This window comes from Vibrio sp. YT-15, from assembly GCF_033337445.1.
GTDB lineage: Bacteria > Pseudomonadota > Gammaproteobacteria > Enterobacterales > Vibrionaceae > Vibrio > Vibrio alginolyticus.
Genome location: NZ_JAWOQR010000001.1, coordinates 550,330 through 564,461, shown reverse-complemented (window position 1 = coordinate 564,461; position 14,132 = coordinate 550,330). Strand labels below are relative to the sequence as shown.

At 45.7% G+C, this 14,132-nt stretch carries 16 protein-coding genes; 10 read left to right on the top strand and 6 right to left on the bottom strand.

The features are described from left to right. Positions 1-16 precede the first annotated feature (16 nt). Positions 17-1,075, bottom strand: coding sequence for a S1 family peptidase (locus tag R7D93_RS02420; protein WP_213867888.1), 1,059 nt, complete (start codon positions 1,073-1,075; stop codon positions 17-19). A 73-nt stretch (positions 1,076-1,148) separates the two neighbouring features. Further along, positions 1,149-2,042: a LysR substrate-binding domain-containing protein gene (locus tag R7D93_RS02415; RefSeq protein ID WP_053307935.1), complete on the bottom strand. Its 894-nt coding sequence runs from the start codon at positions 2,040-2,042 to the stop codon at positions 1,149-1,151. 128 nt (positions 2,043-2,170) lie between these two features. Between R7D93_RS02415 and R7D93_RS02410 the strand changes: the two genes are divergently transcribed. The 6 genes from R7D93_RS02410 to R7D93_RS02385 all read left to right on the top strand — a co-directional run bounded on the left by R7D93_RS02410 (position 2,171) and on the right by R7D93_RS02385 (position 7,456). After that, positions 2,171-3,094 carry a DMT family transporter gene (locus tag R7D93_RS02410; protein WP_053307934.1) on the top strand — a complete coding sequence of 308 codons (924 nt, stop codon included), beginning with the start codon at positions 2,171-2,173 and terminating at the stop codon, positions 3,092-3,094. A 99-nt stretch (positions 3,095-3,193) separates the two neighbouring features. After that, positions 3,194-3,640, top strand: a complete 447-nt coding sequence (locus R7D93_RS02405) for an SRPBCC family protein (protein WP_005375065.1) — start codon at positions 3,194-3,196, stop codon at positions 3,638-3,640. An 83-nt stretch (positions 3,641-3,723) separates the two neighbouring features. Continuing rightward, positions 3,724-4,476 carry a phosphatase gene (locus tag R7D93_RS02400; protein ID WP_225495836.1) on the top strand — a complete coding sequence of 251 codons (753 nt, stop codon included), beginning with the start codon at positions 3,724-3,726 and terminating at the stop codon, positions 4,474-4,476. 156 nt (positions 4,477-4,632) lie between these two features. Continuing rightward, a complete protein-coding gene (locus R7D93_RS02395) occupies positions 4,633-5,022 on the top strand; it encodes a cytochrome b562 (protein ID WP_021035869.1) in 390 nt (129 codons plus the stop codon). A 219-nt stretch (positions 5,023-5,241) separates the two neighbouring features. After that, complete coding sequence (locus R7D93_RS02390) at positions 5,242-5,601, top strand: hypothetical protein (RefSeq protein ID WP_080276971.1); 360 nt, start codon at positions 5,242-5,244, stop codon at positions 5,599-5,601. A gap of 415 nt (positions 5,602-6,016) precedes the next feature. Continuing rightward, a complete protein-coding gene (locus R7D93_RS02385) occupies positions 6,017-7,456 on the top strand; it encodes a PepSY-associated TM helix domain-containing protein (RefSeq protein WP_225495671.1) in 1,440 nt (479 codons plus the stop codon). Positions 7,457-7,507: 51 nt separating this feature from the next. Here the strand turns inward: R7D93_RS02385 and R7D93_RS02380 are convergent, their stop codons facing one another. From R7D93_RS02380 to R7D93_RS02370, 3 genes are all read right to left on the bottom strand, one after another. Beyond that, on the bottom strand, positions 7,508-7,891 hold the full coding sequence (locus R7D93_RS02380) for a VOC family protein (RefSeq protein WP_005384006.1): 384 nt from the start codon (positions 7,889-7,891) through the stop codon (positions 7,508-7,510). An 11-nt stretch (positions 7,892-7,902) separates the two neighbouring features. Further along, a complete protein-coding gene (locus R7D93_RS02375) occupies positions 7,903-8,832 on the bottom strand; it encodes a LysR family transcriptional regulator (protein WP_005384005.1) in 930 nt (309 codons plus the stop codon). 77 nt (positions 8,833-8,909) lie between these two features. Continuing rightward, positions 8,910-9,383, bottom strand: coding sequence for a hypothetical protein (locus tag R7D93_RS02370; RefSeq protein WP_005384003.1), 474 nt, complete (start codon positions 9,381-9,383; stop codon positions 8,910-8,912). Between the two features lie 288 nt (positions 9,384-9,671). Between R7D93_RS02370 and R7D93_RS02365 the strand changes: the two genes are divergently transcribed. From R7D93_RS02365 to R7D93_RS02350, 4 genes are all read left to right on the top strand, one after another. Continuing rightward, complete coding sequence (locus R7D93_RS02365; RefSeq protein ID WP_005384002.1) at positions 9,672-10,355, top strand: spondin domain-containing protein; 684 nt, start codon at positions 9,672-9,674, stop codon at positions 10,353-10,355. A gap of 9 nt (positions 10,356-10,364) precedes the next feature. Beyond that, positions 10,365-11,060 carry a spondin domain-containing protein gene (locus R7D93_RS02360; RefSeq protein WP_005383999.1) on the top strand — a complete coding sequence of 232 codons (696 nt, stop codon included), beginning with the start codon at positions 10,365-10,367 and terminating at the stop codon, positions 11,058-11,060. Between the two features lie 146 nt (positions 11,061-11,206). Beyond that, complete coding sequence (locus R7D93_RS02355; protein ID WP_225495669.1) at positions 11,207-11,938, top strand: response regulator transcription factor; 732 nt, start codon at positions 11,207-11,209, stop codon at positions 11,936-11,938. Positions 11,939-12,054: 116 nt separating this feature from the next. Beyond that, positions 12,055-13,428, top strand: a complete 1,374-nt coding sequence (locus R7D93_RS02350; protein ID WP_005383993.1) for a sensor histidine kinase — start codon at positions 12,055-12,057, stop codon at positions 13,426-13,428. Between the two features lie 27 nt (positions 13,429-13,455). On the opposite strand, the gene R7D93_RS02345 is transcribed toward R7D93_RS02350, so the two are convergent. Further along, positions 13,456-13,971 carry a superoxide dismutase family protein gene (locus R7D93_RS02345; protein WP_225495667.1) on the bottom strand — a complete coding sequence of 172 codons (516 nt, stop codon included), beginning with the start codon at positions 13,969-13,971 and terminating at the stop codon, positions 13,456-13,458. Positions 13,972-14,132 lie beyond the last annotated feature (161 nt).

The window sequence follows — 14,132 nt, the reverse complement described above, 5'->3', positions numbered from 1 at the left end:
TGTCTTGTTGACGCAACTAGGAGCGCGAATCATTTCTGCGGTGTCTTAGCCAACCAAACCAGCCTCCAAGCATGATCAACCCTGATCCGAGAGCACCGCCGCCGCCGCTGCCGTTATCGTCAAAGCCCGACGTGTTAGTATCTTCTGGTTCAAAGCCGGAATCGCCTTCACTATGATAATCTTCTGTACTTGCTAAGAGGGCGTTATAACGAGTTTTCACTCCCGAACTGGTTTGGGCTTCAATCCACGTTGTATAATTTAGAACCTCAGTAAACACACTCGGAATCGCAGCAGATTCACAAACAGAAGAACCATAGCTAACAATACCGATTTGCTGATACATGCCATTATTGTCTTGATAAGTGAGAGGACCGCCTGAGTCACCGCGGCAGATACCAGTGTAGCTTCGCTCAGGAAATCCATTCGCACATAAACTTTCCTGAGCATTAAACCCTGTTACCAGCGAAGCGCATTGGGTGTCGGTAAGGGGTTTTACTTCTGCCCAGCGTAAATAGTTTGGCCCGTTTTCATCACTAGTCGAGGTCTGACCTAAACCGAATATCTGATAAACCGTCTTGCTGCTGTAGTCTCCAAAGTCTTGCGGTAAAGTGATGGATTGAACGTTATCGGTAATAGGGCGAGTCAATTCAAGGACAGCGATGTCATTAATCCATAAATCGCTAGGCACATAATCAGGATGAATCGTGATAGAGCGAACATCTTTGAATTCTTCAACAAACACGTCATTCATCGTAGGGTTTTTGACTAGCACTCGTAGATCGTTGATTGTCCACCCGTCAGTGAAAACGCTTGGTTCTACGCAGTGAGCCGCAGTTAAAATGAAACGGTCGTTTACAATGGTTCCCCCACAAATATTGGCAAACTGATTAGCGCCAGTTTTATGTAGAATAAGACGTGCAAAAAAAGGAAGTTGGTTTTGGGTCGCCTGCTGCCCTCCAATAATTGCCGTGGAGATCCCTTGTTCTGAAAGGCGGTTATCATTTTCTGCTTCTGCGGTCGCACTCAAAGATACTGCAAAACAGAGTGCGCTTAGCCATATTTGATACTGCTTCATAAACCATCCTTGGATGAAAAGTGCTCCTCTAACTTTATACTAGTTTTTCAGTGAATGTGCTTAACAAAAGTTTCTAATAGTTGAATGATTGTTGTAGCCAAGATCGCAACAGATGAAACGATTCAAGCTTTAGCTTGTGTGGCGGGCATACAAAGTAAAGCTGTTGATGAGGATTAATGACGGGTTCACCCAGCTCGATTAGCTGACCATATTTGATGTCATCCTTCACAAACAAGCGATGAGTGACCAATAACCCCAAACGACGAGTTGTGGCCTGGACGGCTTGTATCGACATGTTAAAAGTGATTGGTTTTTTATTTTTAGGTCGCTGGATACCCGTCGCGTCCTGCCACACGTTCCAGTCATTTTTTCTTCGCTCGTTAGTAACTTCAATGATGGGATATTGCTTTAAGAGTTGAGTGATGTTTGAGTCCTTTGTCTTCGCTATCAATTCAGGACTGCACACCAAAACCAGTTCATCTTCACTGAGCTTTTCGCAGTAGTAATCCTGCCATTCTTCGGGATTTCCATGCACCAAGGCCGCGTCGATACCTTCTTGTTCTAAATTGAATCTGCCAGACAGGTTTGATAAACGAACGTCTAATTGAGGAGCAAACCCTTGTAAATCTGACATTCGAGGAATCCACCAGTGAAGAGCCAATGAATTCACCATATTGAGCGTAACACGCTGCAAGTTCTGATCTTGGATGAGTGCTTCCGTTGCATCGACAATTTGCTCTAAAGCGGGTGCCACCTTCCTGTAATACTTTTTACCGTCCGCGTTGAGTTGAACTTGTCTGCCTATGCGATCAAATAGAGGCTTGTTGACTTGACTCTCCAGCGATTTAATTGCCTGACTTACGGCTGAGTGGCTCACACTTAATATCTGTGCTGCTTCTGTCATGCTGCCAGACTCAGCTACTGCAACAAATGCGTAGATGGACTTTAAGGGGACTAGTTTCCGCATAATTTAAAAACCGTAGCTGGTGATAGATAAGTTAAACTGTAAGTTTTTCTTACATCAATGGTTAATATTACTCGCTATTTACGATAAGTGATGTCTTTTAAAATGCTCCATATATTAAGGAGTATTGAATGAATGCTGTAAATAAATCTATCCTTTTCATGTTGATGTCTACGTTAAGCTTATCTGTTACTGGACTGTTAGCAAAGCAGTTGTCAGGCGAACTTTCCGTCACACTATTTAGCTTCTTACGTTTTTTGGTGCCTGCGCTTATCTTGCTTATCTTACTTCGTGTGAAAAACCTTACCTTTCCTAAAGCGGGTACGCTAAAGCCTATTTTATTGCGTGCTCTTTGTATCGGTTTGTCACAACTTTGCTTTATCGCGTCATTACAAACGTTAACGCTCGTTGAAGGGGTTGTGTTGTTTGCTACTGGCCCATTATTTATTCCCTTGGTTGAAAAGCTGTTCATGAGGGGGCGCATTCGTGTTTCAACATTGGCGGCTTTAGCAATGGCGTTCACTGGTGTGGTTATGTTGGCGGGCGGTGGAAGTGAGATTACTTGGCGAGCGGATTTATTGCTCGGCTTGGCTGGTGGACTCTTCAATTCTGGTTCTCAGCTTACGTTATATAAAGTGAGTAAAACAAATATGTCGCCGCTAGAAATCAACTTTTGGGCGTTTGGTTTTGCTGCCGTATTTCTGTTGCCGCTAACTTTGTTTAATGACTTCGACGCGTTACTTAATATGAGTGTTATGGCGCCTGAGATTTCTTCAAATACGCTGTGGATCGGTATGATGTCTCTGATGATCATTAACACCCAAGTTTTTCGCTCCAAAGCATATAAACTGGCAAGCAGTGGCTCTCAACTTGCGCCACTCATTTTTACTAACTTATTGTTCACTGCGGTTTGGCAGAGCCTGTTTTTTGAAGACCGAATGAGTCAAAGTCAAATTGTTGGGATGAGTTTAATAGTGCTCGCAATCATACTGAACACATGTTGGGTTCGCTTTACGGCGCATCGCAGTGGCGGTTTACAAGCGAGAACTTCTTAGTCTGTCGGAAAATGAAGGGGGCAGGTAGATAAATTGGTCGTGTGGTTTGATTTTTCCTGAGTATGGGCTAGCGTCAAGAAAGGTTCAGGGAGAGAAATCATGCTTACGCTAAATTATTACGTCGAAATTTCGGCGACACCGCAACGAGTGTGGGAAGTGCTAACCGATGTTGAGTTGTATAAACGTTGGGCACAAGCATTTTCACCGCAGTCTCAATTTGAAGGAGCTTGGGAAGAAGGAGGTGGCATCACTTTTTTTGATCCAGATATGGGCGGGACAAGGGCGATCATAGATACGGTGCTACCGCTTCAAAAACTTGAATTTCATCATGTTGCCATTTTTAATCCGGATAATCGTCAACAACTCGATGCTGACCTAGCATCTAGGTGGATCGGATCGCGAGAGATCTACCAGATCGATACCAACAACGATCGTTTACTACTCAATGTTACCATTCATACTCACAATGACTTTGTTTCCATGTTTAATCACGGATGGGAAAAAGCCTTACCCTTGATAAAAGCCATTAGTGAAGAGCAAGCTTAGGGTTCTTGCTTATCTTGGGCTGACGATGCGTTGCCTGAAGGTATACAATAGCACGCAAGATAGCGCACCTTAGAGAGTGGATGATGGAATTTAAAGTTGATACCCATACACATACGTACGCCAGTGGTCACGCGTACAGTACCTTGATTGAAAATGCAAAGTTGGCAAAAGAGAACGGGCTGGATATGTTCTGCACGACCGATCACGCAGAATCAATGCCGGGTGCGCCTCATTACTGGTTCTTCTCTAACCAGAAAATTCTGCCTCGCTTTCTTGAAGGCGTTGCGATTATTCGCGGCGTTGAATCTAACATTATGAATACCGAAGGCGACATTGATATTCCGCTGAGTATAGACCGCAACTTAGATTGGGTGATCGCGAGTTTTCATGAACCCGTTTTTCGTCCTGCAAACAAGCAAACTCACACGGAAGCACTTGTTAATGTCATTCAGAGTGGTCGTATTGATGCGCTCGGTCATCTTGGTAATCCAAATTTCGACTTTGATTTTCAGACCGTTTTAGCGTGCGCGAAAGAGCACAATGTCGCGATTGAAATTAATAACACCACGCTGAAAGGCAACAGCCGAGTAGGCAGCGTAGACCGTTGCCACGAGATTGCACAAATCGGGAAAGATCTCGGTGTTTTCTTCACCACGGGCAGTGACGCGCATTTCTGTCACGATGTTGGTAATCTGGATTTGGTTGGAGAGTTAATGGACAAAGTGGGTATTGATAGCAAGAAAGTGATTACTCACACCGCTCAGCAGTTTTTGTCTTTCTTAGCTTTGAGAGGCCGTAAACCAATTGCAGAATATGACAGCATTCTCAACGCATAAACTTGATTACATTTAAGGTATGCACCCGACGCCAGATTGCTTTACACTGCGACCCGGAAATACTCAACTAAGCTAGTTTTTCGCCTCTTATGGCGTAGGTTATTTGGGTGAATAAAGCCGACACAGAATTCGGCACTATAAATGGAGAAGTGAAAAATGTTACGTCCTTTAGTCCTAGGGTGTGCGATTGCGTTTGGCTCAACATACGCAATGGCAGAAGCGGTTGATTTAAAACAAAACATGAAACAGATGAAGATGGAATTCAAACAGGCGGCGGAAGCGTCTGATGTTGAAACCATGAAATCTGCGATTGATAGCTTGCAAGCGATTGTTGAACAATCTAAGCGTGGTAATTACCCACCAGAGAAGTTTGATACTTACTTAGAAGGCTTTAACAAGCTGACGGTAACGCTAGATAAGATTGAAGCGGATCTTGATGCGGGCAAGCTACAAGAAGCAAAAGCTCAACTGCGTGAAATCGATAGTCTTCGTGAAGAGTACCACGACAAGCGCAATCCAAGCATTTGGAGCAAGTTGTTCGGCTAATTATCTACTGAGCGGAGCATTTGCTCGTGGCAGTGGGTTACGCGTTATCTCTAAGTAATGAATGAACACATTATCAGCCTGCCATTTCGGCGGGCTTTTTTGCGCCTGTCAATCGATGCATTCAAGAAAACCTGTGAGGTAGCAACCACTTATTGATACTGTTTTTTGAGCTATCACTCAAAATTGGTTACGCTGTGTGAAATTTGTTAAGTCACCGTTATGCGTAGATTAATTCCTTTTTACCGCTCGATGTTATTTGCTAGTGCTCTCAGTTGGGTGCTAGTGACACTGATGCCTGTTATCAATGCTCATGGTAACAGCATGGGCGTGTGGGCGACGCTATGTACGCTTAACGGATTTGAGTTGGTCCAAATAGAAGAGGGCGACAATTCGGTCAGCCACAAAGGCAAGCCTTGTCCGTTTAGCCACTTCTCGACTTTTCATCACGATACACTTCCAACGACACCGATACTTTCAAGACAGAGCTTGGTGACTTCTGACAGCTACGCTTATTTGGCTCTAAGTGTGCGATTTGAAACACCAGTTCCTAGAGCGCCGCCAGTTTCCCTTTTCTCATAACAAAAACAATTACACGATACCCAAGTAACCTCGAGATGCTTGGTTTAGCGAGAATGACTTGGTTTGTAGACGCGGCGGCGATTTAAAGGTCTAGTGGGTCTAAATCAAGATATCGACAACAAAGTATACAAGCCAAGACAACTCGCCCTTCGGGAGCGTGTCATTGCTCCGATTGCTGCTTCAAACAACTTGGAAAGAGTTGTCTATTACACAGCGTTGTTTTCTTTGCACTCGAATCAATGACAACGCTCTGAATCCAGCATCTTGAAGTCACTTGGGTATATAGCCAACAACACTGCCACTTCGAGCAGTGGTACTCCCAAATCTAAGTCAATTAGCGCCGCATACGAATGTGTATGTGCAGGATGCGTTTGACTGAATTTGGGTGTTCAACAATGAAAAAAGGAAAATACACATGTTGAGAAACTCGGCAAAGCCTCAACTCAAGGAAGCCTCACGCTTAAAATCCATCTACTTTATGACGTGGCGATGGCACTTTTACGCAGGTTTGTTCGTCATTCCATTTATGCTCATGCTTTCCCTCACGGGGTTGGTGATGTTGTTTGATGACGAAATCGAATTGGCTCGATACGAAGCGACATTACAAGTTTCACCACAAGAGCAAATGGTTCCCGTCTCTGTACAATTAGAAACCGTAAAGCAGGCCTACCCCGATTTTAATGTCACTCAATTTGTACCTGCTAAAACGGCCGATATTGCCAACCGCTTCTCGATTCAAAACCAAGAAGGCAGCTCACTGATTGTTGCAGTAAATCCTTATACAGGAGACGTACAAGGCACCATTAATCGTGGTGATAGCATCTATGAACTGATGAACAGCATTCACGGTACGTTGCTCATCGGAGACTTAGGCGACCGTTTAATTGAAATCGCCGCCAGTTTAGGCATTTTACTGTTGGTGTCTGGTTTGTACCTGTGGTTACCAAGAGACAACGCAAGCCGTGCTGGCTTTTTGAAAATTCGTTTTGGCAGTGGAACTCGTATTTTGATGCGAGATCTGCATGCGAATTTAGGCGGTGTGCTATCAATTGTTCTGTTGTTCTTTTTGATTTCAGGTCTGTCTTGGGCTGGGATATGGGGCGCGAAAATGGTGCAAGCTTGGAATACCTTCCCAACCTATTACACATGGGGTGAGAAACCAGAGTCGACACTGACACACAAAGACCTGAATCATGGTGCATCAGAAGAGATGCCATGGAACTTAGAGCTTGCTGCTGTGCCTGAATCGAAAGACAAACCCGCTCATGATCATGCCAATATGAAGGAAGATATGGCATACGCAGGCAACCATGATGCGCTCTCTATTGATGATATCATCCTCAAGGCTGAAATGATGGGCTTCACTGGCTATAAGCTGTTTTTGCCACGCTCTGAGACGGGCGTTTACACCGTTGCAGCTAACTCCATGGGTGGCGATATCTCCGACCCAAGACAAGATCGCACCAGCCACTTTGACCAATATTCCGGTCGCTTGTTGGTGGACGTCACGTGGCAAGATTACAGTTTGTTTGCCAAGTTCATGGCGGCAGGTGTGTCATTGCATCAAGGCGATGTCAGTGTGTTTAACAAAGTGCTCAACGTGGTGTTCTGTTTGGCGTTCATCTTAATCTCAATCACAGGTGTGGTGATGTGGTGGATTCGTAGACCAAGTCGCAGTGCTGCATTGGGTGCGCCACCTAAGTTTCAGCAAGACGGCATTTGGAAGCTTGGCTTAGTAACGTTGGTAGTATTGTGTCTGGCGTTCCCGATGGGCGGTTTGGCGATTGTTACGGTTCTCACTCTGGATTGGCTGTTGTTCAACCGCGTTGAGAAGCTGAAAACGGCGTTGAATTAGTAACAGACAAAGAATGAAATAGTAAAAGAGCCAGCGACGTGCTGGCTCTTTTTATTTCTGGTAAATCTCCAGCGGCAAGCCATCTGGGTCTTGGAAGAAGGTAAAGGCTTTGCCTGTGAATTCGTCAATACGAATTGGCTCAACTTCAACGTCATTCGATTCTAGGTAGGTTTTCACCTGTTCAACATCATCAACCAAAAAAGCGAGATGCCTTAGCCCTTGTGCTTCAGGAAAGCTCGGTCTATTGGGTGCCCCCGGAAAGCTAAACAGTTCAACTTGGCTGCCGTCAGGTAAAGCGAGGTCAAGCTTGTATGAGTCTCTGGCTTCGCGATAGTTCTCAGCAATGACTTTCAATCCCAACACTTCAGTGTAAAAGCGTTTTGACCTTGGGTAATCGCTGCAAATGATCGCGACGTGATGAATGGCATTAAACATGGTTAGCCTCTTCAAGCATGGTTAGTATCGTCGGAGACTAAATGCTCCTTAACGAAGTCGATAAACACGCGCAGACGAGCAGGCATGTATTTAGTTTGTGCATACTGCATCGCGATAGCGCCGTGGTAGTTACTCTTGATCATCCAATCCGGCAGAACCTCCACCACTTCACCTTGCTCTAACGCGTCTTTGATCACGAAGTCATGGAAGATTCCAATTCCCAAGCCAGACTTAACCCCATTCAAGCGCATTTGAGAATGGTTGACGGCGTAGCGTCCACTTACTGCAATCGAATGAAAGGCTTCCTCTTTAAAGAACGACCAGATGTTGTCTTTGTCGTTCTCGGCAAGGTAAATACAGTCGTGCTGCTCAAGTTCAGTGGGATGCTCAGGCATACCATGTTTGGCTAGGTAATCTGGAGAGGCGCACAAAACAAGGTTGGTCTTGCTGATCTCTTTGAGTACCAGATTCTCATCGGGTTTGTCGGTGAGCTTAAAGGCGACATCAATACCTTGGCGGAACAGATCGATCTCACCATCTGCTGCACGCAGCTTAAGCTGAATATTTGGATAACGTTCTAGGAATGGCAACACAAACGGTTGAAGCACCGAATTAAGAAATGCTTCAGGGGCTGCTACTGTGAGTGCGCCTGTTGGCTCAGCATGATCTTCCGCAGATAGCTCAACGGCTTGCTGCGCTGCATTCACCATTGCGATGCTTTGGTCGTAAACCTTTTGCCCAGCTTGAGTGATGATCAACTTACGAGTCGTGCGCTCAAACAGTTTGACCGAGAGGGCTTGTTCCAACCGTGTGATCAACTTACTTAAAGCCGATGGCGTTACGCCGAGTTGTTTAGCAGCAGCGGTAAAACTGCCTTCGTTTACCACCAAGATAAACGAAGCAAGATCAGGAAGTAGGGCAATGAGTTTTGGATTAACCATAATTGTTCAGTTCTGCGCAGCGGAATAACGATATTGTCTGGTACGGTTTCACGAGGTTCAAGTGTCACCGTCTCGCTTTAACGATATTTTGCCAAAAATGCATTGAGTGCAGGCAAGCCAGATTCACCAGTATGGTATTGCTGCCAACAGTGATAAATGGCCGTTTCGTGGTCTGCAATCAATTCGATAGCTTCTTGCTCAGCGGTTGAATACTGCTGTGAATCTTTCACTTCTTCATGCCACTCTCGATACTTAACCTCATAAGGTTCCACCCACTTCAAAAGAGTCGCCATTAACTCTTGCCATGGTAAACCAATCCACTTGGTTGCATCTGCCAAGCCTTTATCCAGCATCTCTTGGTGTCGACTTTCGATATCCATGCCATTTGTCAGAAGTACAGGTCTGAGCTTTTCTGCAGTGAGTTCTTCCACTTCAATCAAGATTTGCCACAGCGTTTGTTGTTCACTTTGGGCGTAATGGCTCAAGTAGTGGTTGAAAAAAGCGATGCCGTAGATTTCGCCATAGTAGGCAGACAGAACGTTATGAATCATGGTGAGAATCGTGATTTAAACAGGGAATACCGCATTGTAGGAGGGGAAAGCGCGAAGTGTAAACACCTGATTAAGATTAAAAAAGTGCTGCTGACAGAATTCGAACAGAACTTGTGAGAATTTTATGAGAATTCGATGAAGTTGCTGATAGATTTGCTCGTCATTCTTAGAGGCAAGAACGCAAAACGTTCGAAACGTAATGCTTAACCTACTCAAGTCACGAACAAAGAAGTAAAGCCGTACACATGGGCTTGGGTAGTTCAACCCTCATTAAAGGATGGAATCACAATGAAAAAACGTACCCAACTCGGACTCGTCATGACTTCAGTCGCTATGGCACTAGGCTCTGCATCAGTGAATGCGGCGGAATTGGAAATCACCGTGACAAACGCAACCAAAGGCATCTACTTTACGCCTCTTATTGTTGCCGCACATGGTTCTGATCTTCAAATGTTCAGAACGGGTCAAGCAGCAACGCCAGAACTAGAAGCAATGGCAGAAGGCGGTGATATCTCTGGGCTTGCTAGTGTGATTGGTAACGCTGGTGGTGCGGTGGTAGAGAACCCTGCTGGTGGTATTTTGAATCCGGGTGTTGCAACCACCTTCACCTTAGACAGTGGCGACCACGGATATCTTTCTCTGAGCGCGATGTTGCTGCCAACCAATGACGGTTTTGTCGGTCTAGATAGTTGGAAGATTCCAACGGAAGCAGGTACATACCGAGCAACGCTAAGAAGTTACGATGCTGGTACAGAAGCGAACGATGAACTTGCGTCTAGCATGCCAAACCCACCTTTCATTACCTTTGGTACTGGCGGCACAGGCGTTGAAGCAACGGTAACTAACGACAAAGTTCACGTGCATCCGGGTAACCTTGGTGATAGTGACCCGACTGGCGGTATCAGTGACCTAGACAGCAGCAGCCATCGTTGGTTAAACCCAGTCGCAACCATCACAATCGTTGTGAAGTAAGGGGGATGTATGAAATACAGAATCTTACTAGTAGCAGCTTCAGTCGGCTTGCTCGCCGGTTGTCCAAGCGATGATGATAACGATGTAGTGAAATCGTACCGCTACACCGTCAACGTGGCGAACTTGACTGCGAATCAACCTATGTCTCCGCTCGCGGTACTCACTCACAATGGTGACTACCAACTGTTTGAAATTGGACAAGCGGCATCTGTTGAACTTGAGCACCTTGCCGAAGGCGGGAGTAACGCTGAGCTGATTGAGTTGATGAACAGCAATGACAGTGTTTACCAAGGCATTTCGGGTAATGGATTGGTGTTGCCGGGGGCATCGGACGAAGTCACCATCACGGTTGACCCTAGTCGTTACGGTTACTTGTCTGTGGCGTCTATGTTTGTGAATACCAATGATGCCTTTGTTGGCGAAACGGGGCTATCGCTCAAATCGCTCGCAGTGGGTGAAAGCTACGAAATGAGCATGAACGTTTGGGATTCCGGCACAGAACTGAACGATGAACTTGCTGCAACCATTCCGGGCCCAGCAGGTGGCGGCGAGGGTTTCAATGCCGCTCGTAATGATAGCAATGACGTTGTTGCATTCCATGCGGGGGTAGTTAGCCAAGATGATGGATTAGCAAACTCAGCACTTTCCGCGAACCATCGTTTCTTGAACCCAGGTGCGAAAGTCACCATCACTCGAGTCGAGTAACACAGGCTCCGATGACGTCTCCTTTCCAAAGCGCTTGTAGCCGAGCGCTTTATCCCTCATGGCGTCATCGGAACCTTTTTTGAAAGAATTTCTAATTTGTTCCGGTCATGTGCAAAGTGAGGATACTCGAAGGCAAGGAAAGGACCATGGAACAACAGGCAATCAATTTAGTCGCGAACATCTTGTTGGTGGAAGATGACGACGATTTGGCAGAACTGGTTCAGATGCATCTCAAGTTTCAAGGACACAAAGTGTCGCGAGCCACAAATGTCGCCGATGCTAAAGCGCAATACCAGCAACAACCCTTTGATTTATTGATCCTTGACCGAGGTTTACCAGATGGTGATGGTCTAGACATTTGCCATTATTTGCGTCAGCAACAAGATTGGAGCCCAGTGCTTATGCTGACAGCCAGAGACGGTGAAATGGATAAGGTTGACGGTTTAGAAGCAGGCGTTGATGACTACATCACTAAGCCATTTAGCGTATTAGAATTTCAAGCACGAGTGCGAAATGTGCTACGCAGAGTCAGCCAAACCGTAGAAGCCAAAGTAGCAAATGAAGTCCTCGACGATGCGATGGATTTTGGTCCGCTGAGAATCATTCCGGAGTTGCACCAAGTATCCCTCAATGACAAAGATGTCACTCTTACCGCGACAGAGTTTACTTTGCTGCAGTTTCTCGCGACTCGTCCGGGCAGAGTCTACAGTAAAGATGAATTGCTCGATCACGTTTGGAACACCAGTCATTCTGGTTATCACCATACGGTGTGTAGCACCATAAACCGTTTACGCAGCAAGTTGTCTTTGTCTGACTCTGATCATCACTTCATTCAAACCGTGTGGGGTGTTGGATATAAGTTTCAACCAAGACACTAATGCAAGAAAGTAAGTCAAAACATCAAGCCAAGACAGTAAGTCGGCAGTTGTTTTCACCGTCATTTTTCAATCACCACGGGTGTTGTAAAAACACCGCTGTTTAAGGAGGCGATAGGATGAGCTTCAAATCTCGCTTGGTAGTATTTACTAGCTTGTGGTTCTGCCTCGCGGCGGTGGTGATTGCACTAACTTACAATTGGCAAAAAGAAACCATTGAGTTACGCACTAAGCAAAGCCTGCATAAAGAGCTAGCTAGCCATATGCGTGATGATAATCCGCTGATGATCGGGACGGATTACAACCCCAAAGCGCTTAAGTCGATCTTTCATACGCTCATGCTGATCGGCCCTGATTTTGAAATCTACTTCCTCGATAGCCAAGGCAATATCACCACCCATGCAGCACCGGAAGGGGCGGAGATCATGGGGAAGGTGGATCTCAATCCCATTAAGCAATTCTTAAATGACCAGCCTTTTCCTATTTTGGGTGAAGACCCACGTAATCGTGGTGAACACAAAGTCTTTTCTGTCGCGGCGATAGAGGAATTAGGCTCTACGGTCGGTTATCTCTACGTGGTGATTGGCAGTACCCGACATGACGCCATTGCCAATGCTCAAGTCGATACTCCTTACATCGCGCTGGCAGGATTGGTCTTAGTGTCCATTTTAGGCTTTGCTCTTGGAGCTTATGTGCTGGTCAAACGTAGCCTATTGAACCCGATTGAGCGTGTGACCAAGCAACTTCAACAGCAAGCTGAACATGATTTCCGCCTGCAACCTGATTTTACTCACCAAGTGCCAGAGCTTGTGCCGATTGCGCACTCTTATCAGATGATGGCGAAGCACATTCAGCAGCAGTTTTTACAGTTGGAGTATCAATCGTCTCATCGTCGTCAAAGCTTGTTGCAGCTTAGTCATGATTTAAAAACGCCGTTATCGAGCGTGCTGGGCTATTTGGAAACGTGGCGTTTGCAACATCCGGAATCTGATCCTTTGATTGACGTCGCTTTCCGAAATTGTGAGAAGCTCTCAACTCAATTGCATTCTTTGTTAGACGCTGCGCGCAAAGAAGCTCCAATGCCAAACTACGAGTACCGCCCCGTGGATTTGGGAGCGTTGATGGCAGAATGTGCTGAAACGATGCAGAGCCAGTTTTCTCGTAAAGAAGTGGTGTTGAAAGTGGATATCGATAGTGAAATCCAAACCGTGGGTGATAAAGGACTCTTAGAGCGGTTGGTATTGAACCTGCTTGAAAATGCATTGCGCCACAGCCCAATCGGCTCGGAAGTGCATTGCCAAGCGCATTTGAGTGAGGATAAGTCGCGTATCCACTTTACCTTCGTCAATCACATCGAGGAAGAAGCGGAGGGCGGTTCTTTGGGGATCGGGACGAAGATTGTCCAATCGATCTTAATGCTTCACCACAGCTATCTTGAGACCAATGCAACATCCTCTCAGTATCAACAGAAGTTCACACTTCTCGCAATCTAAAGAGAAGTGTGAGACATAAGTTAATGTTTATTCAATAACACCACATACGACGCGATCGCCACCACCACCTAGCTTATTTGGGTGATCGGAGTGATTGTCACCACCTGCATGGATCATTAACGCTCGACCTTTTAAATCCGATAATTTTAGGCGAGGCGCGACAACGGGCTGATTGGCATTGCCGTCCATGTCCACATAGAGTGGAGGCAAGTCGCCTAAATGATTGTCATCGGTCCAAGGATAGCCATGCTTCCCTGTGTTGTTAGGATCATAATGGCCACCTGCTGCGCCGCCTAATACGGTTTTGTCATCCTTTTCTATGCTATCGCAAGATGGATTAGTGTGAACATGGAAACCGTGCACACCTGCTGACAAACCTGATAATTGAGGCGTAAAAACAACGCCATAATCACTTTGTGAAATCTCAATGGTACCCGCACTCTCATTGGTGTTGAGAGCAGTCATTTCTACCGTTTTTGCTAGCGCGTTAGGGGCGGCGACAAGAGCGGATGCAACTGAAATGCATAGCAATCCTTTTAACATGGGACCTCCTTCTTTTAGGGTGTACGCTCAAGCACATATTAGTGAAAACCTGTTTTACTTATGTATGTTGAGCGGTGAGTTTATGTCATAGAGTGATGTGTATCACTTTATGGTCTTAAACTGATATCTCGATCCGAAATCAGCTTTCTTTTATTTAGTCT

Bases quoted from the DNA above. Each gene is read 5' to 3' on its own strand.
- R7D93_RS02365 (WP_005384002.1), top strand. From the start codon at position 9,672: ATGAAAAAACGTACCCAACTCGGACTCGTCATGACTTCAGTCGCTATG.
- R7D93_RS02345 (WP_225495667.1), bottom strand. From the start codon at position 13,971: ATGTTAAAAGGATTGCTATGCATTTCAGTTGCATCCGCTCTTGTCGCC.
- R7D93_RS02395 (WP_021035869.1), top strand. From the start codon at position 4,633: ATGTTACGTCCTTTAGTCCTAGGGTGTGCGATTGCGTTTGGCTCAACA.
- R7D93_RS02390 (WP_080276971.1), top strand. From the start codon at position 5,242: ATGCGTAGATTAATTCCTTTTTACCGCTCGATGTTATTTGCTAGTGCT.
- R7D93_RS02415 (WP_053307935.1), bottom strand. From the start codon at position 2,042: ATGCGGAAACTAGTCCCCTTAAAGTCCATCTACGCATTTGTTGCAGTA.
- R7D93_RS02420 (WP_213867888.1), bottom strand. From the start codon at position 1,075: ATGAAGCAGTATCAAATATGGCTAAGCGCACTCTGTTTTGCAGTATCT.
- R7D93_RS02410 (WP_053307934.1), top strand. From the start codon at position 2,171: ATGAATGCTGTAAATAAATCTATCCTTTTCATGTTGATGTCTACGTTA.
- R7D93_RS02370 (WP_005384003.1), bottom strand. From the start codon at position 9,383: ATGATTCATAACGTTCTGTCTGCCTACTATGGCGAAATCTACGGCATC.
- R7D93_RS02380 (WP_005384006.1), bottom strand. From the start codon at position 7,891: ATGTTTAATGCCATTCATCACGTCGCGATCATTTGCAGCGATTACCCA.
- R7D93_RS02350 (WP_005383993.1), top strand. From the start codon at position 12,055: ATGAGCTTCAAATCTCGCTTGGTAGTATTTACTAGCTTGTGGTTCTGC.
- R7D93_RS02385 (WP_225495671.1), top strand. From the start codon at position 6,017: ATGTTGAGAAACTCGGCAAAGCCTCAACTCAAGGAAGCCTCACGCTTA.
- R7D93_RS02355 (WP_225495669.1), top strand. From the start codon at position 11,207: ATGGAACAACAGGCAATCAATTTAGTCGCGAACATCTTGTTGGTGGAA.
- R7D93_RS02360 (WP_005383999.1), top strand. From the start codon at position 10,365: ATGAAATACAGAATCTTACTAGTAGCAGCTTCAGTCGGCTTGCTCGCC.
- R7D93_RS02400 (WP_225495836.1), top strand. From the start codon at position 3,724: ATGGAATTTAAAGTTGATACCCATACACATACGTACGCCAGTGGTCAC.
- R7D93_RS02405 (WP_005375065.1), top strand. From the start codon at position 3,194: ATGCTTACGCTAAATTATTACGTCGAAATTTCGGCGACACCGCAACGA.
- R7D93_RS02375 (WP_005384005.1), bottom strand. From the start codon at position 8,832: ATGGTTAATCCAAAACTCATTGCCCTACTTCCTGATCTTGCTTCGTTT.